We start from the raw sequence: 24405 nt of genomic DNA, 5'->3' as shown, positions 1-24405 counted from the left end.
TCTGAGACAGCCCCAGAGCCCCGGTGCGCATGCCCGATTGTCTCGACATAGACGCTTGGCGCGAAACCGGCCTCCTGGTTTATAAAGATCGCTGTTGTGAAGCCTTTTACGTCGTCTGGTCTTTAGCCCAAAAGTCCACTGCTACGGTTTGCCTTGAAGCAAGGGCTGATAAACATTCACATAACGCCCGACACTCCCTGCCCAATTCCGCTGCTGCTCCACAAACCGCCGCCCCGCCTCTTTGACTGCCGACCAAGTCTCTGGGTGATCGAGGATATCTAAAATCTTATGGGCCAAGTCTGGAACGTCACCTGCCTTGAACAGCCACCCGGTTTCTCGGTTCTTGATGAGTTCCTTGTGCCCTCCGACATCGGAGGCGACCACCAAACGCCCTTGGGCCATCGCTTCGAGCGGCTTAAGGGGAGTAACCAACTCGGTCAACCGGATCGAATAACGGGGATAAACAAAGATATCGACCTGGTCGTAATATCTCTGAACCTTATCGTGTGGCACACGCCCGACAAAAAGGATTCTGTCTTCTACTCTGAGTTTCTTCGCGATTTCCATGAGATGCGACTCTTGCGGACCACCTCCGACCAAGAGCAGACGAAGCTCCGGTTTTTTTTGCAGCATCTCCGGCATGGCTTCGAGAAGTAACGGTAGCCCTTCATAGGCATAAAAGGACCCGATAAACCCTAATACCGTCTTTCCGGTGAGGCTCAATTCTTCACGAAGATCTTGATCGGGCATGCCCCCGAATTGGAAACGATTAACGTCAACCGCGTTCGGGATGACAGTTATCTTATCGTCCGGAATGCCCCTTTGAATGATGTCCTGGCGCAAGCCCTCGCAAATCGTAGTGATTGCGTGCGCTCCCCTGAACACATAGGTTTCCAGGGCGCGCGTCGCCCTGTAGCGAGGCCCTCCTTCCCGACTTGTCCCGTGATCTACGGCGGCATCCTCCCAAAATGCCCGGCATTCATACACCACGGGCAACGAGTACCACTGTGCGACGCGTAATGCGGCGAGGCCATTCAAAGCCGGCGAATGGGCGTGCAAAATATCGGGTTTCACCTCTTCAACGACATCACCCAATCGCTTCGCAAGGCCGTCTACCACCGCGAACTGATCAAGTAAAGGTAAACGGGCATACCAGCCGATCGGCTGGGGCGTTCGAAAAAACCGAAAGCCGTCCACTTCTTCGACGAGCACATCCGAAGCTTTGTGTTTGGCGGAGGTGATATGAAACGTTTCGAATCCCAAAGCACGCTGCTGCTCGAGAATGGCGCGCGTACGAAAGGTATAGCCGCTATGCAAGGGTATGGAATGGTCGAGGATGTGAAGAATACGCATAGTGGTCGGCTATCGTCCTCAATTATGCATGACGGCGTAAAAAAGATTCGTACATCAGGAGCGACCATAATCCGGCACTGTGATCGCGAAGCCCCGCTTGGTGCTGGTCGAGCATCGTCTTGAGAAAATCCATATTGAAGACTCCGGATTCCGCCAGATTCGAGCCCATGACGGCATCCCTCACTTTCTGTTTGAGGGGTCCTCTGAACCAATTCGCCAAAGGCACAGCGAAACCCATTTTCGGACGATAAAGGGTATCGTTGGGCAAATACGGCTCCAGAGACTTCTTAAACAGATATTTCCCCGCCTGCCCCCGTAACTTGACTTCCGGCGGCAATCCGGAAATCCATTCCACTAACTTGTGATCCAACAAGGGAACACGCACTTCCAAGGCGTGGGCCATACTCGCGCGATCGACCTTGGTGAGAATATCGCCGGGAAGATAGGTCTTCATATCCAGGTATTGCACCAACGACAGCGGATGCCGGCTCGGAGCATTTTCCGCAAAACGATGCAAGACATCTACGGCGCTATAGCCTTGTAGATTACGCCGGAATGCCGAGCTAAAGATCCCTTCTCTTAAGTTGTCGGGCAAAATCGAGACACTGTGAAAATAACCTTCGACGGAATCGCGGGCTAAGGCTTCGAAAGTGGACTTGGCCCGAAAAATTTTGGGCGCCCAGTCGACCTTGGGATAAACATGGCCGAGCAACCCGAATAGCGGGCGCCGAACGCTCAGGGGCAGTAACGAACGGATGCGCTCTTCGTACACATGCCAGCGATAGCGCCGGTAACCGGCCAGATTTTCGTCACCGCCATCTCCGGACAACGCCACGGTAACTTCTTTCCGCGCCAACTCGCACACCCGATAAGTCGGTAAGGCCGAGCTGTCCGCGTACGGCTCGTCGTACAGATCCGCGAGCCGGTCGACGAGCGAGAAATCGTCCGGATCGACTCGCTCAACCCGATGTCCCGTATGATAGCGTTCCGCCACCATTGCCGCGTACCGGGTCTCATCGAATGCCGGATCCCCGAACGAAATGGAACAGGTGTTGACCGGGTCGCCGGACAGACTGGCCATCATCGCTACTACGGCGCTCGAATCGACGCCGCCCGACAGAAACGCGCCCAACGGCACATCGGCTACCAAACGTATACGGACGGCCTCGCGCAAGCGCTCGATGAGTTCCTCCTGCGCCTGCTGCTCCGTAATCCCGGTATCTACTGCAAACGGCACATCCCAGTAGCAATTGGGGACACACTCCGGTTCACCGCGCTTGAGCCTTAGCCGGAACCCGGGAGCCAGTTTACGAACACCCGAAAATATACTTTTGGGATCGGGGACATATCCATAGGCGAAATAATCTTCCACTGCGGTAGGATCGATCTCGCGCGGAACCTTCGGATGTTGCAACAGAGCCTTTAATTCCGATCCGAAAATAAACTGCCCGTTCGGGAGATCGGCGTAGTACAAAGGCTTCACCCCCAACCGGTCACGAGCCAGGAATAGGATTTCTCGCGGACGATCCCAAATTGCGAACGCAAACATGCCGCGAAACCGATCAACGCAGGACTCCCCCCACGCTTCCCAGGCATACACGATGACTTCGGTATCGCAGTGGGTTTGAAATTCGAAACCCAGAGCTTCGAGATCGCGTCGAATCTCGCGGAAATTGTAAATCTCGCCGTTATAGGTAACGACAACGGTTTTGTCTTTATTGAACAGCGGCTGCTGACCGCTCGAGAGGTCGATAATAGAAAGGCGCCGGTGCCCGAATCCCAGCCCCGGCTCGGTATGCAAGCCGCCTTCATCTGGGCCTCGATGGTGCTGGCTTTCGTTCATCCGCCCGAGCAGATCGCGGTCAATCTCTTTCCGCCCGAACCTGTCGAAAATGCCAACGATTCCACACATAGTGTTTGTTCCTCAATGCCTCGTGCTTAATAACTCGTCATAAACGTCAAGATAACGATCAACCATACCGTCTAGACTAAATGACTCTTTCGCCCTCTTGAGCCCTGCCCGACCATGAGCCAAAACCATTTCCCGATCATCCAGATAAGTTGCCAAAGCCGTCGCCATGGCCTCGGGATTTTCTTTCGGCACCAAAATTCCCGTGACGCCGTCCACCACCAATTCCGGATTGCCGCCCACGTCGGTTGCGACCAACGGGAGACCCGTAGCCATAGCCTCCAGGATCGTGTTCGATATGCCTTCGGCTTGCGACGGGAGCACGAAGATATCCAGCCCGCGCAATATATCGGCGATATCCGAACGCTCGCCCGGCATCCAGACCAGGTGCCCCATACCGGCTTCCTCCAACAGATGACGAACCTCAGCGCGCAGTGGGCCGTCACCCACCAGCACCAGGCGCACTCTTTCCCGAAAATCAGGGCGGCGATCGATCAGGTGCAGAAAGGCGTTCGCCAGCGTAATCTGGTCTTTAACACCGTGCATGCGACCTACTGTGCCGATGATGATTTTCTCTTCCCGATCCAGGAAAGGACATCCTTCTATCCGACGCTTGCCATCAGGAGCCGGATGAAATACTGCCGTATCGACGCCATTGCAAATGCGGGTGATTCTGTCTTCCGGAACGTCAATTTTCTTTCGAAGATAGAGTTCCAGATGGCGCGATAGCGGAATATAACGATGCACAAGCAGCCTGAAAAACCGGCGCAACCACTGGTATTTCCGATTGCTCCCCTCCGGATCGAAAACATCCCATCCGTGCTCGCCATGCGCCCGCCGGGGAATGCCCGCCAACCAGGCGGCCATTTGACATTCCAAGGCGGCCAGGTTGCGGGTGTGGACAATGGCGGGCTTGAGTTGACGCAGCAGTTTGTAGAGCCGCGCGTGAACCGCAAAATCCTGACCCTCCCGACGGTGCAGCTCGTAAACCGGAACCTCTTTTTTGAGCCGCGATCTGAAATCGGTCGAATCTCTGAGACAAATGACAGCATGCCGATACCGGTCCGGCGGGGTCCGGTTGATCAAATTCACCAGCCCGTTTTCCAGGCCGCCGACACCAAGGCGATAGATGATATGCGCGACCAGCGGCGAAGTCATCGGTCTACGACTCGGCCGCCTGTCTTAGGCTTTGCTCCAACGACGGCAACATCGCATCGATGAAACGCTGAAGCGCCTGCGAAGCTTCCTCGATATTTTCGTCGTATTCCGTAACGACGATTATCGCCGCGCCGTCTCGAATCGTTCCCAACAGTTTGTCTTTGGCTTCAAGCAGTTTCCCAAGATAGTCGTTTGCCGTATAGCGCCCCGATACCCAGTTCCAGCGCCAGGTCAACAGGTTTTGGCCGGGCGAATTAAGACGCCCTTGCCAGACCGTGACGGGAATACCATTCAACTGAATCTCGACCGGCTTCTCTTCCGGCATCTTCCATACCGGATGCTTTTGGCGAATCAAGATGTTTTGGGAATTAATGAGTTCCGCATCCTGTTCTTGGCCGCGATAGTACATGAGGTACAAACCGATCCTACTGGAGCTGTCACCGAAAAACGCGCTAACCTCGGCATCCGCTCCCACATAGAAAGGCTCCCAATCCGTCAGAAACTTTATGGACTGCCAATGACCCGTGGGCTGCGGCACCAGCAACTGAACCGGAGTATTCCGCTCCGCCACTAGCGACTCGATATAAGCTGCCCGCACGGGCCAAAGCGCGGAAAGGGCTAACGCGATACCGGCACTCTTTATGAGTTTGCTTATGCTGCGTCGATCGGTCTGTGCCCCGCCACTTACCGGAGACGGATTGATACCTTCCTGCTCGGGTTCGCTCCAAAACGAGCCAATCCAGAACATCAGCAACATTACCGCTCCGAAAAATACCCACCCGTAGATAAAATGATCCACCCCGAGAGCCAGCTTCATTCCGCTCAAATGGGCGATCATGACAATCATATACGCACGAAGACCGTTGGCGACCACCGGAAAAACAAGCGCCAAGATGACAAAAACCAATCTCCGAATTTGAGAGCGATAAGTCAGATAGGCATAAAGGCATCCCAATGTGACCGAAGCAATGAGATAGCGCAGGCCGCTACATCCCTCTACGACCGACCAATCACCGCTGGGAATGCTGAAAAACGTTCCTTCCCGGTAAACTGGAATCCCGGTAATTTGCAGCATCTTCACCGTAAAATCCGCCGTAAAATCCATCATGGGCGGAATCAGAAATTCACCGATAGGCACGGAAAACAGAAGAAAGCCCAAGGGAAATGCCAATTCGCTGAACACAGGCCAGCCGAGCATCAACCAGCAGAGCAGCGGAACCATCCCGATGAAAGCAAGCTGCTCGCCCACCACAACGTCCGCAGCGTGAGCCACAAGCCATGCCGCTCCGAGAAAAAACAGCAGCGGTAACGCACGATAGTCGGGCCGCGGCGAAAGCCGAGCCACCTGCAGCCGGCGACGCCAGATAAGCCAAATGCTGATCGGAAAGATAACGAAGCCGTGCGCGAAAGTCTCCGAACGCCACCAAATCGCGACCATCGACAATAAGGTCGAGTGGTAGAGGCCCAGTAGCGCCAGAACCGATAGGATCGTCAACCCCAAGGCAGCATGCCAGCCAGCGGACGTATCCCGCATGTTCTTATCCGCCGCGCCCGACGATAGCTCGCAACTTGTTTTCATACGGTATCCAGCAAGGCCCCCAAACGGCGAAGACTGTTCTCCCAACCGTACCGCCGCACTACAAACTCCCTATTTCTCTCGGACTTAAGCGGCAGCGAATCAGTGCGAAGTGCCTGCAAACCAATGTCCACCCATTCACTGGCAGTCTCCGCAACAAGAAGATCCAGAGGGCTTTTGATTTCAATGCCTTCAATCGCCGCCTTCGTGGACACGATGGATTTGCCCATCGCCATGGCCTCCAGCACCTTGTTCTGAATTCCCCGCGCGATTCTCAGAGGTGCAACCGCACAACGAGCATGCTTCAGGAAAGGCCGAACATCTTTAACCGCCCCGGTTACCGTAATACCCTCGATGCGAGCAAGGTTCCGGACCACCTCGGTAGGGCGCGCGCCGACAATACAGAAACGCACGAACTTCATCTGGCGGCGTATTTCCGGAAATACGCCATGTGCAAACCAAGTAACGGCTTCGACATTGGCCCAATAATCCATAGCTCCGGTAAATACCATGACATCCTCATCCGTCGAATAAGGGTTGGGACAGTCTGCTTCGTCCGAAAAGTAAGTCGTATCGACGCCGTTTTCGATACCTAAAATCCGGTCTTTCACCTCAGGGGCAAGACCTTTAAATAAGCTCGCTTCGTTTTCCGACACGAAAAGGGAATAGTTAAAAGAATTCGCGATATTGCGGTCGTAGCGAGCCAAATACTCGGCTTCCCGCCGATAAATCCAACTCATCGGCCATGACTTTTTGGCCGCATACTGCCGCCATTTGTCGGAATCGACGTCAACGTAATCTATGATCCGCGGCAGCGAGTCAAACCCCGCCACGTATTGAGCCATTGCAGACGAAAACACTAAAACGGCATGTATGGGGCGCTCATTCACAATGCGGTTTACCCAACTGCTCATACGAGCGTCGGCGTAATAAGGCACAGTCAAAGGAAGTCTCGCCAATAGTCCCTTAAGACTCTTGAGCTTGGCGCGTCCCGGATGCAGTGGAAGCAGGCAAGTTTCCCCGCAAAATCTCTTTACGTCAGACGCATAACGCCAATCGTTCGAGTCATCTACGAAAGCACCGAGATGAATGCGATAAGTCCCCGATAAATACTTCAGTAAATTAAAGGACCGTATTTTGTCCCCTTTATTGGGCGGGTAGGGAATCCTGTGAGCGAGGAACAAGATCTCCTTCATGAGTGGCGCGTAGTTCTGCGTCTAGCCGAGGTTGCGGGAAATCCAAGGCCCTACCAGATTGCTGACCGGTAAAGGCAGACGCTGCCAAGCAGCGATAAAGTACCGGTATTTCGGGTTAAGCGGATTTATCTCGGGCACCGCTTTTGCTTTCACCAGCTCGTACTCGTAAGCCAGTGGCTCGGGCTCGAATCCCCAATGGGTTTTGAACCGGTAGGAGCCGGTACCTTCTTTGCTTCTACCGTAGTCGAACACCCGCACGCCGTTTTCCGCCGCCCGCCGCATGACCTCCCAATACATGAAATCGTTACCCTTTAGTTCCCTGGCTTCGTCGGTTCCTCCGCCGTAATACGGGAGCACTTCATCACGAAAATAAAAACTCATCACGCTGGCGATTACGCGCCCTTGATGCTCGACGCTTAGAATTTCACAGGACTCGCCGAATACTTCTTTCAGGATCGCGAAATAGTGTTTTGAAAATACCGGTGTTCCGAGATTGCGGACGCTCTCGGCATAGGCGCCAAAAAACCGGTCCACACCGGAATCGATGACGCTGCTCAACCCCGCCGCAATGCCCTTCCGAATCATAGCGCGTTGTTTGCGCGGGACCGTGGCGAGATTTTTTTCGGGATCGGGATCGAGTGTTTTGCGGAATGTGACATAAAGTGATTTGGTCGGCCGCCCCGATCCAGTCGATCTGACGTTACGAAGCTCCAGATAATCGACGCCTAGCTGATGTGCCAGCTCGCAGGCCGCCCGCTCCAACGCAGTGCGAGCCGCATCGGTTTCCGTAGCAGCGCCGCCATATACACAGAATGGATTCGATATCAGCGCATTGCCGAACAACAAGCTCTTGACGTGACCGAGCGGCAATACTCCGACTATCCGCCCCCCCTCTTCCGCAAAGAGATAATGCGTTTCGTGGCCGAAAGCCCGTTCGATCACCTCCTGCCACCCGGCTCGATGAAAAAAGCTCGCTTCGGCGCATTCGGTTACGAAAGCATCCCAATCGGACTTACGACCGCCGTCTAATCGCTTAATTTCCATGTATTGAAACGTTTCGATCCGGATTAATTGTGGTTCGGAGACAAAAACACCTTAGCCATCGTGTTCCAGCGGAAGTCCTGTAAAAGACGGCGCAAGCGTAATTCGGTCCGAGAAAGATTCAAATAATGGCGAAACCGCGTTTTAAGACTGATGCCTTGCTGTCTCGGTTGATCCGGGTCGATTTCCCATGGGTGGAAATAAAAGACGCTTGATTGTTGGTCTTTCCGATTCACCCGATCAATGGCCCAGCGAGAAACCTGATAGGGCAGCAACCTGAAATAGCCTCCGCCGCCGCACGGTAATTTCTTATTGCCTAACTCAACCGTAGTTACGGGAATTTCCAGCAAACCGTCGGGCTTACAAGGCCGGAACATGAAACGAGGCGCCTCCGGCATGCCATATAAATCGTGTTTTACGGGATAAATGCTGGAGCTGTAGCCGAATCCGGAGTCTTCCAGAACCTGTAAAGCCCAGAGGTTTTTAGAACCGATCGAATAGCTGGCTGCACGATATCCAAGGACGCGAACTCCGCCGAGATCTTCGAGTAAATGCTTGGCCCGTAAAACATCTTCCCGGAACTCATCGGGAGTTTGTCGAGTCACTCGCACGTGGCTATAGCCGTGGCAGGCCAGTTCGTGACCGGCATTCACTATCCGCTTGACGAGCACCGGGTAACGTTCGGCCACCCATCCCAGCATAAAAAAAGTAGCACGCACCCCCGATTCGGCAAAGAGCTGAAGTATTCGGTCGGTGTTCCTTTCAACGCGGCAGGGCAATTCATCCCATTTATCCCTTCCAATATAGGGCTCAAATGCCGACACATGGAAATAGTCTTCGACATCCACTGTCATCGCATTGACAATGGGATTGGCAGCAAGTGTTGGAGTACCCAAGAATGTCCCCTAAGTCATCCGACCAGCGTTTATTGAGTAGTAATTTTTAATTCACAGTAGAAGCTTTTATGCCAATCTTGCTTCTCTCTACACTTCGTCAACCGGTTCGCTATAAGCCTCATCCATATCGAGCTGCAAGAGAATGGCCTTCCTCAACAAAGCGCGTTCCTTCTGTACTGTTTTCCGCAAAGCAAGAACCAAATTCTCGAGTTGAACTACCCTCTCCTCCAAACTCCCGGCGATCGGAACCGCACCTTCCGAGTCGATCGGATACATTGGCGTCTCAACATTAGTCAGTTCTTGGCGAGATGGGGGCTTAACTCGGACGGTATCCTGCTCCATCTCCTTTATCACCAAGCGGACTGCCTCCAGGTCCAGTACGTGAAGTTCCTCCAAGTATCCGTACAATAAAAGGCGATCGCATAGCGTATTGATTATTCGTGGAACGCCTGCGGTGTGCCGATAGACTTCTTCAAATGCCTCTTTAGTGAATTCCGGATCGTGTGCCCAGCCTGCCGTTGTCAGGCGATGAACGATATACTCCTTAGTTTCCTCGCTTTCCAATGGTCGCAAATGGTACATAGCAGTTATTCGCTGCCGTACCTGCTCCATTTTGGAGCCCTGCACGGTTGATCGTAGCTCATCCTGCCCCAGCAGGAATACTTGAAAGATCGATCGCCCTTCCAACTCGAAATTAAGCAGCATACGCAGCTCTTCCAAAGACTGAACCGGAAGATTCTGCGCTTCATCGACGACCAATAAGACTCGCTTTCCCTCTCTAGCCTTAAGCTTAAAAAATTCTTCCAGATTCTTAAGTAAGACCGCCTTCGCATCTCCATCGTAAGAAAGACCGAAAGTGGCGGCTATGATGCGCAGAGTATCCTCGGCTCCGACTTGGGAAGTAACCATGAGGCCGGCAACGGTATTTTCATTCCGGAGCGTGCCGAATAACTCCTTTACCAGCATCGTCTTTCCCGTACCCGGCTCTCCGGTTACGACGACGAATCCTTCACCTTGCGCCAAGCCGTAGCGTAAATACGCCAAAGCTCGTTTATGAACCGCGCTGTTGTAGAAAAATTCGGGATCGGGATTGAGCTGGAAAGGCTTCTTTTTCAGATTGTAAAACGCATCGTACATGAAGGATCAGAACCTCATATTTAAACTGGCGGTTACCCGATTCTCGTCGTATTCATTTTCTGATCGATTCGAATCCTGCTGCGTGTGCCGCAACTCCAAAGAGCCTATCAAGTCTGTCCAAATGTTTCGGTTCAACGCCAATGACACGGTCATGAACTTGTTATCGGAATTACCCAAGGTGATGCTCTGGCTGTCGATTGCCTGCCATGTGAAATTCAAGAATGAGTGGGTTCGGGCCGTGAATCGCCAACTCCATGATGCGGTCAGCCCGAGTACGTCTTGATCACCTGAAAATTGGAAGCTTCGATTTTCCTGATAGCCCGTCAAGGTTACCGTGTTCTTGGCAGTACGACCGGAAACAGACGCTTGCCCCCGTTTTCGAGTGATGACCTCATTGGTCAAAATAGGTTGGTTGATGGCCAATAAGAATGGCTGATTGGTAACCGGACTCACGATCGGATTACCGAATGGATCATTCAATACGAACACCTGCTGATCCAGCAGAACCTGCTGAATGGTCGTGGTGCTAACCGTGTAGCTTGCGTTCCAGTGCGTTCGGCGGGTCCTGTGACTGAGCAGAGCGTCCCAAGTCGTTCCGGCGTTAAATCCCCCCAACTGTCCGACGCCTCCTCCGTCATAACCTCCACCGAAGGAGCCTCTGTCAAGTCCACCTCCGCTAAAGCCACCACCGAACGAACCTCCACCGAAGTCGCTTCCGCCATAGCCTCCACCGGTAAAGCCACCGCCATAGGCTCCTCCGCCGCCGAAACCTCCTCCATTAGCACCACCCACGTCACTTTCCCGGTAGGTGACTTGCAGCGTAGTTCTCTTGCTCGGATTCCATCCTAAAGACAAGAAGTGATTGTTACTACCTATTCCGCCCTGGACGATCAATTTCGGGCTGGGCGTCCAAGCCAGTCCCGCGGTCCAATAACTACCGTTTTGAGCGCTCGCAGCGCTCGTTTGGCCCAAAAATTCATTTTCGAAATGCCCCCCCTGGATAAAGGGACTGAACTCCCTGGACAGCCGGTATCTCAACTCACCATTGTAGTTTTGAAATTTCACGTCATCGGTACCGCCAACTCCTCCGGTACCGTTATCACGCTTGTTATCTTGGTTATAAAAATTAGCGCGCCAGGTAAGCGTGTCGAACCAGTTGCCGCTATGCAAATCGATGCTTTCCTCCAAGATATTCGAATCGAAGTTTCCACCGCCGACGTTGCTGTACCCGACCCGGACAATGCCCTCCGCGTAACCGCCTAAGTGCGGCTTCCAATAGGGGCTTATCCGAAAAGTTCGGTATTCAGTGGTATTGCCAGTTTGTGATACGTTGTCGAGCGCAAAGCGGCCCGTGTTTGTATTGTTGTACTGTGCGATCGAACTTGTAGAATCGACGAATACCGCATCATCCCAAATTTCGGTAGTCGAACTCATTTGAAGTTGGTTATTGATTCGTGGATCTATGTCCGTTCCAGCGTAGAATAAATTCTGCATTCGATAATCCAAGTTAAATTTATTCCGCCCTTGGCGCCTGACCGATACGCCAGGACTTAACTCGGTCACGAATGCATCATCGCCGTTCCGTCTCAAAGAACCGTTAGGCTGTTGTGCGCCGCCACCCAAATTGATGTTGTCAGAATATATCTCCCGTACGGTTAGACTTGGCTCTACGCGCCAATCAACCGCATACACCGGCGATAGAGACAACAAAAAAGAAAGAGCAGATAGGCTCTGACTAATCTTTCTGATATTCGGCACGGACGAAGCGTCAAGAGGATCAGCCTTCCGCTCTTTGCTGACCATAAGATCCATATCCGTAACCGTACCCATAGCCGTAATATCTGAACCCAAATCCCTTCTTGGTCTTGTTTAATACGCAGCCAATGACCTCGCAGGACTCTAATTTGGAAATGGCTTCCTGGACAATGTATTGTGGGGTCGATTCCGACTCGATCACCAGGACGATTTGCCCAACCAGGGTGGCTAAAACAGAGCCTTGACTGGCAGCCAACAAAGGAGGGGAGTCGAAAATAACCACACGATCCGGATAACGCGCAGATAACTCATTGGCTAGCCGTTTCATCGCGTCGCTGGCCAGAAACTCGGTGGAATGTTTATCCAACTTGCCTGCCGGTAACAACGTGAGATTCGGAATATCCGTTTTAACGAGGATGTCGGAAAAGCGGATCGTTTTATCCTGAAGCAAGTCTATCAATCCCGTCTTCGCCGAAATCCCCAGCAATTCCGCTATCGAGGGTTTCGCCACATCGGCATCTACCAACAGCACAGTTTTATCCCGCTCCATGGCTATACTGAGGGCCAAATTCACGGCGGTAAAGGTCTTTCCCTCGCCGGGAACACTGCTAGTAACGAGAATCAAATTCGCACGATCAATGCCGTTATCCCCATCCGGGAATGCGTTCATCAAAAGCGGGCGCTTGATCAAGCGATACTCCTCCGCTAACTGACTGTATGCCATTTCGGGCCCGAGCATGCCTTTTGCCTGGAGGCTGCTCCAATTGATCGGATGTATTTTCTTGGCCTCAGCGTCTTCAACGGCTGGCTCGGGGCTCGGCGCGGCAGCTTCAAGCTTCGCCGCTTTTTCTAAAAAATCTTGTTGATCGGCCTTTTTATGAGTCGAAGACTGTTCGAGCTCTAGTGCCTTATCAAGTGCCTTTTCAATGATGCTCACGCGACTGACTCCGACTAGATAAAGGACGGAAGATGATACCCTTTAACCTCCAATACAATTACCCCGATGAACACCACCAGTAACATGGCGAAAGTAGCCGTGAAAGCCAAGAACTCCCGCCACTTCCGCTCTTTGATTTGCGGAATCCAATTCATGGAAACACTACCAAGTACCGGTAATCCCGTAACTTCGCGAAGCTTATTCATCGTGGTAAACGCAGGGCGGAGAAGCGCCAAAAATACTGCCAACCCAACACCTACAACAATACTCCCCACAAAAACCCCTGTAGACAAAAGAATTCGCTTGGGAGCGGACGGCTTCATAGGTACTTGAGGCGGATCGACAATTTTGAATTTAACGCTATCAGTATTTTGCTCTACGCTCTCCGACATTCTCGCTGTTTCCCGCCGCTGAAGGAGTGCATCATAATTTTCTTTGATCGCAGAGTAGTCCCTATTCAGTCCTTGCAACCGAGTTTCCACCTTCAGACGCTCGTCCATTTGCTTCTTGAGATTTTCTATTTTTTCCTCGAAAATTTTTACTCGCGAGTTCAAGGAGGCCACATTGGCATCCGCCTCACCAAGCGCAATTTTCTTTTGTTGAAAAACAGGATTTGCCTCGCCGCCGCTGCCGGCCCCTTTTCCAGAGGCGGCAGCCTCCTCCTTCTTCTTTTCCAACTCGGCAATACTCTTTTTAGCCGCTATGACTTCAGGGTGCCCTTTCGTATATTTAAGCAATAATTCGTCCAATCGGGCTTGCAACGCTTGAATGCGCGTATCTAAAGGATTTTCAGCTTGGGCACCGGAGTCCATGAACGTCGGTTCCTCATCGTTCAACTGCCGCTGCATCTCGTCGCGACGGTTAACAGCCTCTTGCAGAGCCATTTTGGCCTGTTCGAGTTGCCCGGCGAGAGTGTTAAGCTGCCCATAAAGGTCGCCACCCTGTTCCGGCAGCAATCCATAATTGGTTCGTTTAAAATCCTCTCTTGCTTTCTCCGCTGCCTGTAAGCGCGCCTCGTATTCCTTTAACTGCTGATCTAGAAATTTCTGCGCGGAGTTCGAATCTTCCCGGGACTCTCCCAGCGTTTGTTCGACAAAAATAGTTAAAAGCGCTTGAACGACCTTCTTGGCCGTCGCTGGATTCTGATCTTCCGCACTGATCGTAAACAAATTATTTTCCCCACCCGCGATGCTCATTGACGATTGCAGGCGACCGACTAATTTTTCCATGGACCCTTCGTCCTTAGCGCCCAAATCCAAGTCGGTCATCCGAGCTACTTTCTCGAGGTTGGGACGACTGAACATTAGTTTGGACATCAGACGGACCTGACCGGAAACATCCGGTTGAATTGCCAACCCTGAAAGCAGAGGACGCAGAACGGAGCGAGTATCTACATGCACCCGCGCGCTCGCCTGGTACTTATCAGGCATTTGTGCAACAAAAACCCAGCCGGCAAGACTAATTACCCATACCAAAATTATAGAAAACCATTTGTAGCGAGTCGCGCTTTGGATATAAGTGAGAATTTCGGTAATTAGTTCATGCATGGAAGGCGGCCCTACGCAAAACGGGTTTAGAAATAAGCTTCCGGAATAATTAAAACATCTCCAGGCAGAATATTTACATTAGCCGTAATATCGCCGTCCTCGAGCAGATCATCAATGCGAACCCTTAGTTGCTGCTTTACGCCATTCACCGTTCTCACGATCGAAGCTCGATTTCCCGCCGCATAATCCGTAACCCCGCCCACTACAATCATTAAGTCAAGCAGAGACATATTTTCTTTGTAAGGAACAGCCTGGGGTTTTGTAGCTTGCCCGACAACTCGAACTTGCTCACTATAGGGACCGACAAAACCACTCACAATTACCGTTACTAATGGATTGCGAATGTATTTCGTCAATTCTTTTTCGATATCGCGCGCAAGCTGAAAAGGGGTTTTACCCGATGCGGGTAGTTCCTCGACCAAGGGCGCGCTGATTTTCCCATCCGGCCGAACCGGTACGGTTCGAGATACCTCAGGATTTCCCCATACAAACATCTCGATACTATCGCCGGGTCCAATAATGTAAGTATATTCCGAGGGTGGATCCACATTTGGAGCAAGCGGAGCACATCCCACGAGAAACGAGAGGCAGAATACAACTCCGCACACGGCTCGATACTTAACACGACGCATAATACCTATCCCCAATTAGCTTTCTATAAAGACGGCGGCTTAGGAAACCCGGGGTGAAACAAAGCCGGCCGAAATCCTGACCCTGCAAAACCCAGATAGCACTCATTAGTTTTGATTTAAAGGATGCAATTATGCGGAACGTCAGGCTCCATGTTAGCGCCAAAGCCTGGCTTCCCGCTTCCGCAATGCGGCGTCACACCCCATCAGTGCCGACTCAAGCAGCAATTACGAAGTCTAGCATAGCTCTTGTGCTCCCAAATCGGACAATCAGGATCGGCACTGAACAAATCGTCTTATACGAGTTATCGCCTCCGCTAACCGATCAAAAGTGACTGCATAGGAAAACCGAAGATGTCTCTCAGGCAGGTTTTTACCGAAATCCTTACCTGGAGTCACCGCCACGCCGGTTTCCTCCAACAAATTCAAGGCGAAGTCGAGACTATTTGATGTAAATCGAGAGCACTCCGCATAGACATAAAATGCACCATTCGGGACGGCGTTTACTGAAAACCCGATTTTCTGCAAATTTTCACAAAGAAAATCTCTTCTTTCCTGAAAAACAAGCCGTCGCCGTTCCAATTCTTGTAGGTTTGCTTCCGTAAACGATGCCAAGGCGGCATATTGTGAGGGAGCGGGCGCAGAAATAAAAATGTTCTGTGCGAGTTTTTCGGCATCGTCGATATAGTTAGCGGGTACCGCAAGCCAGCCGACCCGCCAGCCCGTCATGCCAAAATACTTCGAGAAGCTATTAACCACGAAAACCCGGTCCGAAAACGTTAGAGCCGTCGGTGAAGGTTTGTCATATTCCAGCCCGTGGTAAATCTCGTCTGCTATCAAAAAGGCCGATTTTTGCTCCAATTCGTTGACAAGCCTCTTCAACTCCTCCGGTTGCAGCACCGCACCCGCGGGATTTGAAGGTGATGCAATCACAGCCCCTTTCGTTCGACTGTCCCAGCAGGCGGAAAGCATCTCTGAATTGAGATGAAAGCGTGTTGACGCGTCGACGGGGACTAAGGAAGGAATACCGCCGAAAAGGCGAGCGAAATTCGAATAGCACGGATAGCCCGGGTCCGCCAGCAGAACCTTGTCACCTTCGTTGAGCAGCAACCCCATGGCCAATAAAAAACCGCCGGAGGCGCCGGGAGTGATGAAGATCCGCTCACTCGCGATACGGACGCCGTAGCGGTCACGGTAATATTCCGATATTGCCTCCCGAAGTTCAGGCAACCCAGCGGCCGGCGTATACTTTATTTCTCCGCGCTGCATGAATTCGGTCGCGTGCCGGATGACTAACGGCGGGGTCGGAAAATCCGGCTCGCCGATCTCCATGTGAATGACATCCCGCCCCTGACGCTCCAGAGCCTTGGCGCGAGACAAGACTTCCATCACGAAAAACGGCTGTATACCGGCCATACGATCCGAAATAATCATTTTTGCATCCGTAAAGCTTTAAAGGTAGGCCGGAAGCAATGTTACGCCCGCTTCAGCAGGGCTTAGACAATCTTGCAGAACGGCGATTTGTCTGCTAGTAATATTCGGTTTTTGAACTTGGTTTAGGAGTTTACGGATGTCCAGCGCCCAAAAAGCCGATAATCATGCGACGCCTTTCAGCTTCACGCCTTATCCAATTAAGGAGGGCGAAGAATACATGAATGAGGCTCAAGTTGAACACTTCCGCCGCATTCTACAGAATTGGAAGGCGGAACTCATGAAGGAAGTCGATCGCACGGTGCATCACATGCAGGACGAAGCAGCCAATTTCCCGGACCCGAACGACCGAGCGACGCAGGAATCCGAGTTCAGCCTGGAACTGCGTACCCGCGACCGGGAACGGAAGCTCATCAAGAAAATCGAAGAATCCTTGGAAAATCTTGAGCGCGGCGATTACGGTTACTGTGAAACCTGTGGTGTCGAAATCGGTCTTCGGCGCCTCGAGGCACGGCCGACGGCAACCCAATGCATCGACTGCAAGACTCTGGATGAAATCCGGGAAAAGCAAGTCAGCTAACCTAGGTCCATCCACGTTCGGACTTGAACGACACTCCATTCCCCACCTCGTCTTCTAAGCCAAAGTACCGGGGCCGTTTCGCGCCATCGCCGACCGGCCCCCTGCACCTAGGTTCGCTCTACACCGCTCTGGCCAGTTTTCTCCAAGCTAAATCGCAACAAGGCGAATGGTGTTTAAGGATCGACGACCTTGACCCGTTCCGCACAGTTCCCGCTTCAACGGATAGCATTCTTCACACCCTCGAAGCTTTCGGCTTGCATTGGGACGGCTCGGTACTACGCCAAAGCGAGCGCTTCGACGCCTATCGATCGGCACTTGACCTGCTCGATACTCAAAAGCTTCTTTATGCTTGCATCTGCTCCCGCAAAGATCTCGCCGCGTTGTCCGATGGAAATGCGGAAACATCGATTTACCCTGGATTCTGCCGGAACAAAAAGACGCGACTGACCGATCCTCACGCCCTTCGCGTCATAACCGAAGATTCATCCATAGCGTTTGAGGACTTGCTCCAAGGACCGCTGGCACAAGACCTCGAAAAGGAAATCGGGGACTTCATCGTTCTCCGCCGCGACCGCGTATACGCCTACCACTTGGCAACTGTGCTTGACGATTACGAACAAGGCATTACCGAAGTGGTTCGGGGCGTCGATTTGCTGGATTCCACTCCCCGGCAAATTTATTTGCAGCGACTGCTTGGCTTGCCCACTCCGATATACGCGCATGTTCCGGTTCTCCTAGATCAAACGGGTCTCAAACTCAGCAAACAGACATACGCCGATCCCGTAGACGGGCAAAATCCTTCGTTTACCTTGGTTGGTCTATTGACTCTCCTAAATCAAAATCCGCCTCAGGATTTGCAGTCGGCCACAACGGAAGAAGTCCTTGATTGGGCAATCCGAAGCTGGGACATTTCCCGATTATCGGCCCTGCGCGCCATCCCCGTGAACTTAATGGTGGGCTACTCTTACAAAGCATAAATAATGACCTCGCCACTTACTCGGAAATCTACGGTGGTTGACTCCACACAAAAACAAAGTATTTTAGTCGGATTAACGGTTTGACAAGCCATTGCTTTTCTTTAAAATTCCGTCCTCCAAACCACGACCCGCTTCCCCGATTTTTCCTTAATGAAGGATTACCTGCTCATCCTGGTCGGCACGACCCTGGTCAATAACTTCGTCCTGGTCAAGTTTCTCGGGCTTTGCCCCTTCATGGGCGTATCGAAAAAACTTGAAACCGCGATGGGCATGGGGTTGGCGACCACGTTCGTATTGACCCTGTCCTCGGTGAGCAGCTATCTCGCCAATGAATATCTGCTGGTCCCTCTAGGATTGGAATATCTCCGCACCATCGTCTTCATCGTCGTCATCGCCGTGGTCGTGCAATTCACTGAGATGGTCGTACGCAAGACGAGTCCGTTGCTCTACCAGGTGCTGGGTATCTTTCTGCCGCTCATCACCACCAACTGCGCGGTGCTTGGCGTCGCGCTGCTGAACGTCCAATCCCAGCACGGATTCATCGAATCGTTTTTGTATGGCTTTGGAGCAGCTCTCGGCTTTACTTTGGTTTTGGTTCTGTTCGCCGCTGTCCGCGAACGGATAGAAGTGGCCGACGTCCCTTTACCCTTCCGCGGCAACGCTATCGCCTTGGTTACCGCCGGTCTGATTTCCATGGCTTTCATGGGATTTACCGGCCTCGTCAAAGGTTGATCCGGTCTTACCCATGTTGGCCGTATTCGTCGTTTGCGCATTATTTGCTTTATTTGGATTGATCCTCGGCTATTCCGCCCGACGCTTCAGAGTCGAGGGCGATCCATTAGTCGATAAAATCGATGCCGTTCTGCCGCAAACGCAATGCGGACAATGTGGGTTTCCCGGTTGCCGCCCGTACGCTGAGGCGATCGCGCGGGGCGATGCGGACATCAACCAGTGCCCCCCCGGCGGCGAGGAAGGCGTTATCGCCTTGGCCGATTTGCTGGGCGTCGAGCCGAAGCCGTTAAGCGCCGAACACGGCATCGAAAAACCCAAGTCCGCTGCCATCATCGATGAAAGCAAATGCATCGGCTGTACCTTGTGCATTCAGGCCTGCCCCGTAGACGCCATCCTCGGAGCACCCAAGCTTATGCACACCGTCATCGAGTCCGAGTGCACGGGTTGCGAGCTGTGCGTGGCGCCATGTCCGGTGGATTGCATCCGCATGGAGCCCATTAAAGAAACCCTGGCCACCTGGCGATGGCCCGAACCCAAGGCGCTAGGCCAGTGAACCTACTCAAACTCTGGAATTTTCATGGCGGCCTGCATCTGGACGGGCACAAGCGGGAATCCTCCGTAGCCCCTCTCGCAATCGCTCGTATTCCGGAAAGATTGATTTTTCCATTGCAGCAACGCAATGGAGAAGATTCTCAACCGATTGTCGCGCCGGGTGACCGGGTTCTCAAAGGCCAGGTCATTGCTCGCGACGATAATCCGTTCACCCCGCCGATCCACGCCTCCAGTTCCGGCATCGTCCGGACTATCGAAGACCTGCCTCTGCCCCACCCGTCCGGTTTATCCGGATTGTGCATCGTGATCGATACCGACGGCGACGATGTCGCCATGGAATTCACCGGCGTGGCGGATTACCGGCAGTGCTCCCCCGATGAATTGCGCCGGGGCATCTACGAAGCGGGCATCGTCGGTCTTGGCGGAGCCGCTTTTCCCACCTCGATCAAGGTAGCGCCGGGCGACCACCGCAAGGTGGACACGTTGATCTTGAACGGCGCGGAATGCGAGCCCTATATCACTTGCGACGACAGCCTCCTCAGCCATTATCCCGCGGACGTGCTGAATGGCGCCAAAATCCTCCTCCATATTCTGCAGGCGGAGCGCTGCCTCTTGGCGGTGGAAGACGATATGCCGGAAGCGCTGGCCGCGCTGGAGAGAGCCAAAGAACGCGAAGGCTTCGAGACCATTCAACTCGTGCGCGTTCCGGCCATTTACCCTACAGGCGGCGAGAAACAGTTGATTAGCATACTGACCGGCCGCGAGGTGCCGATGCGCGGCATTCCGGCCGACATCGGCGTAGTCTGCCAGAACGTGGGAACGGCCGCCGCCGTTTACAATGCCGTCATTCGCGGTATTCCTTTGATTTCCCGTATCGTGACGGTAACCGGCCGTGGCGTAAAACAGCCACAGAATGTCTTGGCCCGGATCGGCACGCCCTTGGCCGATCTAATCCATCAATGCGGGGGGTACACGAACGAAGCCGAGCGGCTCGTTCTGGGCGGCCCGATGATGGGCTTCGGCGTGCCGACCGACGATCTGCCATTGACTAAATCGGCCAACTGCCTACTGGTTGCCGGCCGAAACGAACTGATCGGCGAAAAACAATCCCTACCCTGCATCCGTTGCGGTGCCTGCGCCGAGGCGTGCCCCGTGAGCTTGCTGCCGCAGCAGCTTTACTGGTACAGCCGCTCGGAACAAATCGAACGCGCGCTGGATTACAACTTATTCGATTGCATCGAATGCGGCTGTTGCGATTATGTGTGCCCGAGCCACATTCCGCTCGTGCAACATTTCCGTGCCGCCAAAGGCAAAGCCGTGGCCAAGCGGCGCGAGCGCGAAAAGGCGGATCATGCCCGCCTGCGGTTCGAATTACGACAATCGCGGAAGGAACAGGAGAAACGTGAGCGCGCGGAAAGCGCGAGGCGAAAGAAAGAAACCTTGGTAACCGGAAAGGCGCCGGAAATCCTTGAAGCCATCGAACGCGCCAAACTCCGTCGTGCTGAAAAAACGGCACCGCCAAGCGGAAATAGCGAACCGATCGATGATGACAAGGAAAAAGCAATATCGCCGGCAACCGATGCCGAGAGCCGCGACATCTCAGTCGACGCTGGTCACGCCGAAAAGCAGTCTGGTGACCAGATCTCCAAGGCTCAACCGATTCCGTCGGAAATCGATTAACTCGGCATTTCTGAGTTCGCCCCCCAAACCGGCCAACTAAAAAACACCAATCATCCAACATTCTCCATCATGCGTTTTCCGACCGCCCAAGCGCCGTATCTTGCGCCCGTCAGCAGCGTCAACCGTATCATGCTGGAGGTGCTCGCCGCCCTAATACCGGGCTTGGCGGCCCTGGTATGGCAATTCGGCGCCGGGGTGCTCGTGCAGTGCATCATTGCCCTAATCGCGGCGGAATTGGGTGAAGCCGCCATGCTGTCTTTGCGCCGACGCCCCATCACGCCGGCGCTCAAGGATTACAGCGCCGCCCTTACTGCCGTGCTGCTGGCCGTTTCGCTGCCCCCTTTGGCGCCTTGGTGGCTCACGGCCTTCGGGACGCTCTTCGCGATCGTCATCGGCAAACACCTTTACGGCGGATTGGGATACAACCCCTTCAACCCGGCGATGGTCGGTTACGCCGTGCTCCTGATCTCTTTTCCCCAGCACATGACCGCCTGGCTTCCACCTAAGGAACTCAGCGCTTCGGCGCTGAATTTTGCCGATGCCTGGAATGCGATCTTCAGCCGCACGCTGCCGTCGAACCTGACTTTCGATGCCCTGACCGTGGCGACGCCGCTCGACACGATCAAAACCCAGCTCGGACTGAACCGGTTATTGGACGAAATTCAAACCGGCGGCCTATTTTCGGGAATAGGCGGCAGAGGCTGGCAATGGGTCAATTTCGGCTTTCTCCTGGGCGGGCTATGGATGCTTAAACGTGGCGTCATTGCCTGGCAAATTCCGGTCGGTTTTCTAGCCGCCCTCTTCGCCGTCGCAATGCTCTTTTTCCTGATCGACCCGGCGCTCTACCCCACGCCACTGTTCCAGTGCTTCAGCGGAGCCGCCATGCTGGGAGCCTTCTTCATTGCCACCGACCCCGTCAGCGCCTCGACCACTCCGCGTGGACGACTGATTTACGGTGCGTTGATCGGCCTACTGGTATTCGTCATCCGCTCCTGGGGCGGCTATCCGGACGGTGTCGCCTTTGCGGTCCTGCTATTGAATCTGGCCGCTCCCACCATCGATCATTACACCCGACCGCGGGTCTATGGACACGCCAAATGAACCTGCCTAAATCCATCATCAACGCTGCCGCTGCGCTTGGATTGTTTGCCGTTATCGGCATGGGGTTGGTGGCCCTGGTACATCATGGGACGGAGGATCGCATCGAGTCCAACGAACAGGCCGTTTTACGGCATACCTTGGAATCTTTGGTTCCGGCTGACTGGTTCGACAACGACATCCTCGCCGACACCATAACGGTTAGTGACCTCACGCTGGGCACCGACAAGCCGGTTACCGTTTATCGAGCACGAAAAAACGGCAAACCGGTAGCGGCTGTTCTTTCCCCCATTGCTCCGGACGGCTACAACGGCACTATCAAATTATTAGTGGCCGTCCGTACGGACGGTTCGCTGAGAGGCGTTCGGGTTATCAGCCATCGCGAAACGCCGGGACTCGGCGATCCTATCGATACGGACAAATCCGACTGGATTTTTGGCTTCGATGGCCGCTCGCTGGACAATCCTCCCGAATCCCGCTGGAAAGTCAAACGGGACGGCGGCGACTTCGACCAGTTCACCGGAGCGACGATTACACCCCGCGCGGTGGTCAAAGCCGTATACAAGACCCTAACCTTCTTCAACCGGAACAGAGACCGGCTGTTTGACCAAGAGTCGGGAAGCTCCGTAGGACCGAATCCATGATCGATCTATCCAAATACCGAAAAATCGTCCGCGACGGCCTCTGGCACAACAATCAAGCTTTCGTCGCGCTTTTGGGATTATGCCCGTTACTGGCGGTCAGCAATTCGGTGATCAACAGCCTGGGGCTCGGTCTGGCCACCACCGTGGCGCTGGTCTTTTCCAACGTCATTGTCTCGCTGATCCGCAATCACGTCGCGAGCGAGATACGGTTGCCGGTGTTCGTGCTCATCATCGCCTCCAACGTCACCGTCATCGAGCTGTTGATGAACGCCTTCTTCCACGATCTCCATAAGATTCTCGGCATCTTCATTCCGCTGATCGTCACCAACTGCGCCATCATTGGGCGTGCCGAAGCCTTCGCGTCCAAGAACCCGGTTGACCGTGCGTTTGTGGACGGTTTGTTTGTGGGGCTGGGATTCACTTTCGCGCTGGTCATGCTCGGCGCCCTCCGCGAGGCGATCGGAACCGGTGCCGTGCTGAACCGGGCGGATTTGATGTTCGGCGAAATCGCTAAGAACTGGACTTTACCGATTTTCAGTGACTACGACGGTTTTCTGCTGGCGATTCTTCCACCTGGCGCCTTCATCGGCCTCGGTCTTTTGATCGCGGTGAAAAACGTCATCGACGCCCGTGCGAAGAAAAAAGCCATGAGCAAGACAGCTCCCGTTCAAACCGACTCACTCCACAAATCTCCCGTCCATGAATCATGAACGCCGAAAAGCGCAGACAGATTTTCGAACGTCTAGCCGCTGCTATCCCAGAACCAACGACCGAGCTTAATTACTCAACGCCGTTCGAGCTGCTGATTGCTGTGGTGCTGTCGGCGCAAGCCACCGATAAAGGCGTCAATAAGGCCACCGCCAAGCTATTTCCGGTTGCCAATACGCCCGAGGGCATATTCGCCCTGGGCGAAGAAGGGCTGAAGGAATATATCAACACCATTAACCTGTACCGCGGCAAGGCCAAAAACATCATCGGGCTTTGCCGGTTACTGATCGAAAAACACGACGGCATAGTGCCGCAAACCCGGGAAGAATTAGAGGCTCTGCCGGGCGTCGGCCGTAAAACCGCCAATGTCATGCTCAACACCGCTTTCGGCCAGCATACCATCGCCGTGGATACCCACATCTTCCGAGTCGCCAATCGAACTCGGCTCGCGCCTGGCAAAACGGTATTGGAGGTGGAAAAAAAACTAGAGCGCTCCATTCCCAAAGCTTATCTCAAAGATGCCCATCACCTTCTCATTCTGCACGGCCGCTATACCTGCGTCGCCCGCAAGCCGAAATGCCCCATCTGCCCAATCGCCGACCTTTGCGAATACCCGGACAAAACTCGACCCGAATCCTTTTCGGGTAGTGAGTAACTAAAGAATGATCTGGTCCAGATTGTAGCGATGGAGGAACAGAACCAAGCAAGCTTCGTGCATCCGGGTTGACTTGGAGAACGCCAGGGTTTTTCGGGTATAGCGCGCCGACCGCTGGCGCACGGTGTTGTTCCCGCGTTCGACATGAGCGGTTTGCCCGTCCCGTTTCGGGCCAGCGTGGTGTTGGTCGGCGGGAATCACCGCGGTATATGGT

The 24405-nt window shown here is 53.6% G+C and carries 23 protein-coding genes; 9 read left to right on the top strand and 14 right to left on the bottom strand.

What is annotated here, in order from left to right; translation table 11 throughout:
* Positions 1-141 precede the first annotated feature (141 nt).
* From VEB01_RS21275 to VEB01_RS21215, 13 genes are all read right to left on the bottom strand, one after another.
* Positions 142-1353: a TIGR04063 family PEP-CTERM/XrtA system glycosyltransferase gene (locus VEB01_RS21275; protein ID WP_324879025.1), complete on the bottom strand. Its 1212-nt coding sequence runs from the start codon at positions 1351-1353 to the stop codon at positions 142-144.
* A 22-nt stretch (positions 1354-1375) separates the two neighbouring features.
* Complete coding sequence (locus tag VEB01_RS21270) at positions 1376-3265, bottom strand: XrtA/PEP-CTERM system amidotransferase (protein WP_324879023.1); 1890 nt, start codon at positions 3263-3265, stop codon at positions 1376-1378.
* Between the two features lie 12 nt (positions 3266-3277).
* Entirely contained in the window at positions 3278-4420 is a 1143-nt protein-coding gene (locus VEB01_RS21265) for a TIGR03088 family PEP-CTERM/XrtA system glycosyltransferase (protein ID WP_324879021.1), read from the bottom strand.
* 4 nt (positions 4421-4424) lie between these two features.
* Positions 4425-5999, bottom strand: a complete 1575-nt coding sequence (gene xrtA, locus VEB01_RS21260) for an exosortase A (protein WP_324879019.1) — start codon at positions 5997-5999, stop codon at positions 4425-4427.
* The gene (locus tag VEB01_RS21255) at positions 5996-7192 is read right to left on the bottom strand and encodes a TIGR03087 family PEP-CTERM/XrtA system glycosyltransferase (RefSeq protein ID WP_324879017.1); all 1197 of its coding nucleotides are present in this window, start codon (positions 7190-7192) and stop codon (positions 5996-5998) included. The genes xrtA and VEB01_RS21255 overlap by 4 nt, the downstream gene beginning before the upstream one ends.
* Positions 7193-7213: 21 nt before the next feature.
* Positions 7214-8236 (bottom strand): FemAB family XrtA/PEP-CTERM system-associated protein, encoded by a 1023-nt coding sequence (locus VEB01_RS21250; RefSeq protein ID WP_324879015.1) that lies wholly within the window; start codon positions 8234-8236, stop codon positions 7214-7216.
* 23 nt (positions 8237-8259) lie between these two features.
* Complete coding sequence (locus VEB01_RS21245) at positions 8260-9129, bottom strand: XrtA system polysaccharide deacetylase (protein ID WP_324879014.1); 870 nt, start codon at positions 9127-9129, stop codon at positions 8260-8262.
* Positions 9130-9216: 87 nt separating this feature from the next.
* Positions 9217-10266 carry an XrtA/PEP-CTERM system-associated ATPase gene (locus VEB01_RS21240; RefSeq protein WP_324879012.1) on the bottom strand — a complete coding sequence of 350 codons (1050 nt, stop codon included), beginning with the start codon at positions 10264-10266 and terminating at the stop codon, positions 9217-9219.
* Positions 10267-10272: 6 nt separating this feature from the next.
* Positions 10273-12069 carry a TIGR03016 family PEP-CTERM system-associated outer membrane protein gene (locus tag VEB01_RS21235; RefSeq protein WP_324879010.1) on the bottom strand — a complete coding sequence of 599 codons (1797 nt, stop codon included), beginning with the start codon at positions 12067-12069 and terminating at the stop codon, positions 10273-10275.
* Positions 12044-12958, bottom strand: a complete 915-nt coding sequence (locus VEB01_RS21230) for an XrtA-associated tyrosine autokinase (protein WP_324879008.1) — start codon at positions 12956-12958, stop codon at positions 12044-12046. Before VEB01_RS21230 ends, VEB01_RS21235 begins: the two co-directional genes overlap by 26 nt.
* Before the next feature lie 14 nt (positions 12959-12972).
* Positions 12973-14505 carry an XrtA system polysaccharide chain length determinant gene (locus VEB01_RS21225; protein WP_324879006.1) on the bottom strand — a complete coding sequence of 511 codons (1533 nt, stop codon included), beginning with the start codon at positions 14503-14505 and terminating at the stop codon, positions 12973-12975.
* Between the two features lie 26 nt (positions 14506-14531).
* Entirely contained in the window at positions 14532-15137 is a 606-nt protein-coding gene (locus VEB01_RS21220; protein ID WP_324879005.1) for an XrtA/PEP-CTERM system exopolysaccharide export protein, read from the bottom strand.
* Between the two features lie 267 nt (positions 15138-15404).
* The gene (locus VEB01_RS21215; RefSeq protein WP_324879004.1) at positions 15405-16568 is read right to left on the bottom strand and encodes an aminotransferase class I/II-fold pyridoxal phosphate-dependent enzyme; all 1164 of its coding nucleotides are present in this window, start codon (positions 16566-16568) and stop codon (positions 15405-15407) included.
* A 136-nt stretch (positions 16569-16704) separates the two neighbouring features.
* Here VEB01_RS21215 and dksA point away from each other — a divergent pair, with 136 nt between their 5' ends.
* From dksA to nth, 9 genes are all read left to right on the top strand, one after another.
* Positions 16705-17145: an RNA polymerase-binding protein DksA gene (dksA, locus tag VEB01_RS21210; protein WP_324879003.1), complete on the top strand. Its 441-nt coding sequence runs from the start codon at positions 16705-16707 to the stop codon at positions 17143-17145.
* Positions 17146-17168: 23 nt separating this feature from the next.
* Positions 17169-18122, top strand: a complete 954-nt coding sequence (gene gluQRS, locus VEB01_RS21205; RefSeq protein ID WP_324879002.1) for a tRNA glutamyl-Q(34) synthetase GluQRS — start codon at positions 17169-17171, stop codon at positions 18120-18122.
* A 150-nt stretch (positions 18123-18272) separates the two neighbouring features.
* A complete protein-coding gene (gene rsxA, locus VEB01_RS21200) occupies positions 18273-18854 on the top strand; it encodes an electron transport complex subunit RsxA (RefSeq protein WP_324879000.1) in 582 nt (193 codons plus the stop codon).
* A gap of 13 nt (positions 18855-18867) precedes the next feature.
* Positions 18868-19407, top strand: coding sequence for an electron transport complex subunit RsxB (rsxB, locus tag VEB01_RS21195; RefSeq protein WP_324878999.1), 540 nt, complete (start codon positions 18868-18870; stop codon positions 19405-19407).
* Positions 19404-21086 (top strand): electron transport complex subunit RsxC, encoded by a 1683-nt coding sequence (gene rsxC / locus VEB01_RS21190; RefSeq protein ID WP_324878998.1) that lies wholly within the window; start codon positions 19404-19406, stop codon positions 21084-21086. Before rsxB ends, rsxC begins: the two co-directional genes overlap by 4 nt.
* 69 nt (positions 21087-21155) lie before the next feature.
* Positions 21156-22187 (top strand): electron transport complex subunit RsxD, encoded by a 1032-nt coding sequence (gene rsxD, locus VEB01_RS21185; protein ID WP_324878997.1) that lies wholly within the window; start codon positions 21156-21158, stop codon positions 22185-22187.
* Positions 22184-22828, top strand: coding sequence for an electron transport complex subunit RsxG (gene rsxG, locus VEB01_RS21180; protein ID WP_324878996.1), 645 nt, complete (start codon positions 22184-22186; stop codon positions 22826-22828). The genes rsxD and rsxG overlap by 4 nt, the downstream gene beginning before the upstream one ends.
* On the top strand, positions 22825-23538 hold the full coding sequence (locus VEB01_RS21175) for an electron transport complex subunit E (RefSeq protein WP_324878994.1): 714 nt from the start codon (positions 22825-22827) through the stop codon (positions 23536-23538). The genes rsxG and VEB01_RS21175 overlap by 4 nt, the downstream gene beginning before the upstream one ends.
* Positions 23535-24191, top strand: a complete 657-nt coding sequence (gene nth, locus VEB01_RS21170; RefSeq protein ID WP_324878992.1) for an endonuclease III — start codon at positions 23535-23537, stop codon at positions 24189-24191. Before VEB01_RS21175 ends, nth begins: the two co-directional genes overlap by 4 nt.
* On the opposite strand, the gene VEB01_RS21165 is transcribed toward nth, so the two are convergent.
* Positions 24192-24405: IS1 family transposase (locus tag VEB01_RS21165; protein WP_414675535.1), on the bottom strand; the 214-nt coding region annotated here is incomplete at its 5' end.

Source organism: Methylocaldum sp. (assembly GCF_035627495.1).
Taxonomy (GTDB): domain Bacteria; phylum Pseudomonadota; class Gammaproteobacteria; order Methylococcales; family Methylococcaceae; genus Methylocaldum.
This window is presented reverse-complemented; position numbering and strand designations above follow the sequence as displayed.

Bases quoted from the DNA above. Each gene is read 5' to 3' on its own strand.
- VEB01_RS21220 (WP_324879005.1), bottom strand. From the start codon at position 15,137: ATGCGTCGTGTTAAGTATCGAGCCGTGTGCGGAGTTGTATTCTGCCTC.
- VEB01_RS21275 (WP_324879025.1), bottom strand. From the start codon at position 1,353: ATGCGTATTCTTCACATCCTCGACCATTCCATACCCTTGCATAGCGGC.
- rsxD (WP_324878997.1), top strand. From the start codon at position 21,156: ATGCGTTTTCCGACCGCCCAAGCGCCGTATCTTGCGCCCGTCAGCAGC.
- xrtA (WP_324879019.1), bottom strand. From the start codon at position 5,999: ATGAAAACAAGTTGCGAGCTATCGTCGGGCGCGGCGGATAAGAACATG.
- VEB01_RS21255 (WP_324879017.1), bottom strand. From the start codon at position 7,192: ATGAAGGAGATCTTGTTCCTCGCTCACAGGATTCCCTACCCGCCCAAT.
- VEB01_RS21250 (WP_324879015.1), bottom strand. From the start codon at position 8,236: ATGGAAATTAAGCGATTAGACGGCGGTCGTAAGTCCGATTGGGATGCT.
- VEB01_RS21235 (WP_324879010.1), bottom strand. From the start codon at position 12,069: ATGGTCAGCAAAGAGCGGAAGGCTGATCCTCTTGACGCTTCGTCCGTG.
- VEB01_RS21240 (WP_324879012.1), bottom strand. From the start codon at position 10,266: ATGTACGATGCGTTTTACAATCTGAAAAAGAAGCCTTTCCAGCTCAAT.
- rsxB (WP_324878999.1), top strand. From the start codon at position 18,868: ATGTTGGCCGTATTCGTCGTTTGCGCATTATTTGCTTTATTTGGATTG.
- VEB01_RS21175 (WP_324878994.1), top strand. From the start codon at position 22,825: ATGATCGATCTATCCAAATACCGAAAAATCGTCCGCGACGGCCTCTGG.
- dksA (WP_324879003.1), top strand. From the start codon at position 16,705: ATGTCCAGCGCCCAAAAAGCCGATAATCATGCGACGCCTTTCAGCTTC.
- VEB01_RS21215 (WP_324879004.1), bottom strand. From the start codon at position 16,568: ATGATTATTTCGGATCGTATGGCCGGTATACAGCCGTTTTTCGTGATG.
- nth (WP_324878992.1), top strand. From the start codon at position 23,535: ATGAACGCCGAAAAGCGCAGACAGATTTTCGAACGTCTAGCCGCTGCT.
- rsxA (WP_324879000.1), top strand. From the start codon at position 18,273: ATGAAGGATTACCTGCTCATCCTGGTCGGCACGACCCTGGTCAATAAC.
- VEB01_RS21265 (WP_324879021.1), bottom strand. From the start codon at position 4,420: ATGACTTCGCCGCTGGTCGCGCATATCATCTATCGCCTTGGTGTCGGC.
- VEB01_RS21225 (WP_324879006.1), bottom strand. From the start codon at position 14,505: ATGCATGAACTAATTACCGAAATTCTCACTTATATCCAAAGCGCGACT.
- VEB01_RS21270 (WP_324879023.1), bottom strand. From the start codon at position 3,265: ATGTGTGGAATCGTTGGCATTTTCGACAGGTTCGGGCGGAAAGAGATT.
- rsxG (WP_324878996.1), top strand. From the start codon at position 22,184: ATGAACCTGCCTAAATCCATCATCAACGCTGCCGCTGCGCTTGGATTG.